We start from the raw sequence: 1,163 nt of genomic DNA, 5'->3' as shown, positions 1-1,163 counted from the left end.
TTGATGACAGATTGGACGGAAGCCGAGCTGTCTGCGCTGCGGCGGGCCTATGCCAGCGGCACGACGCGGGTCAGCTATGACGGAAAATCCGTCGATTACGGCTCCGCCGAGGATCTGCTCGCCCGCATCCGCACCATCGAACGCGTTATTGCGGGGACCACACGGCCATTGCCGGTCGCCGGGCTCGCGGGCTTCTCGCGCGGGGACCGGTGATGTCGGCAAACTGGTTCGACAGGGCCATTGCCTCCGTCGCCCCTGGGGCCGCCGCCAGGCGCGTGTTGGCCCGTCAGGCCTTCGAGACCCTCACACGGGGCTATGACGGGGCCGCGAAAGGGCGACGGACGGAGGGCTGGCGGGCACCGGGATCCTCCGCCGATACCGAGATCGGCGTCGCCGGGGCGCTGCTGCGCGACCGGATGCGCGATCTGGTGCGGAACAATCCACATGCGGCGAAGGCCGTGGCGGTGCTGGTCAACAACATCGTCGGCGCGGGCATCATGCCGCGCGCCGCCAGCGGCAATGACAAGCTGGACCGGAAGGTCGATGCACTCTTCGCGCGGTGGTCGGACAGGGCCGATGCCGACGGCCAGCTCGACTTCTATGGTCTGCAGACGTTGATCTGCCGCGAGATGGTCGAGGCAGGTGAGGTGCTGGTGCGCCGGCGCCGGCGGGGCGCCAGCGATGGTCTTCCCGTGCCGGTGCAGTTGCAGGTACTGGAGGCTGACTTCCTCGACACCACGAAATCCGGCGCCGTTGGCGCGGGCCGCCTCGTGCAGGGGATCGAGTTCGACCCTGTTGGCAAGCGCCGAGCCTACTGGCTGCATGCTGAGCATCCCGGTGACGCCTACGGCGCCTTGCAGAACGGCCTGCAGAGCCGTCCGGTTCCTGCGATCGAGATCGCTCATGTGTATGAAAAGCAGCGCACACAGGCGCGCGGCGTGCCTTGGGGTGCGCCGGTGATCCGCAGCTTGCGGGATCTGGACGACTACGAGGTGGCTGAACTTGTCCGCAAGAAGACCGAGGCCTGCGTCACTGCCATCGTCTTTGGCGACGACGAGGCGCAGCAGGGCATTGCGCCCTCCGTGGTGGATGCCGATGGCAATCGGGTCGAGCAGTTCGAGCCCGGCCTGATCGCCTATGCGCGCGGCGGCAAGGACATCCGG

2 protein-coding genes are annotated in these 1,163 nt (G+C 67.7%); both read left to right on the top strand.

Annotated features, from left to right (window positions below):
* A partial coding sequence (locus EP376_RS22645) for a phage head-tail joining protein (RefSeq protein WP_338068422.1) occupies window positions 1–213 on the top strand: 213 nt, incomplete at its 5' end.
* Window positions 213–1,163 (top strand): phage portal protein (locus tag EP376_RS22640; protein ID WP_127657722.1); only part of this gene is annotated, 951 nt, incomplete at its 3' end. The genes EP376_RS22645 and EP376_RS22640, both read left to right, overlap by 1 nt.

This window comes from Alexandriicola marinus, from assembly GCF_004000435.1.
GTDB classification, from domain to species: Bacteria; Pseudomonadota; Alphaproteobacteria; order Rhodobacterales; family Rhodobacteraceae; genus Alexandriicola; species Alexandriicola marinus.
Note: the sequence above shows the minus strand (reverse complement) of the source record. Positions and strands in the feature narration are given on the sequence as shown.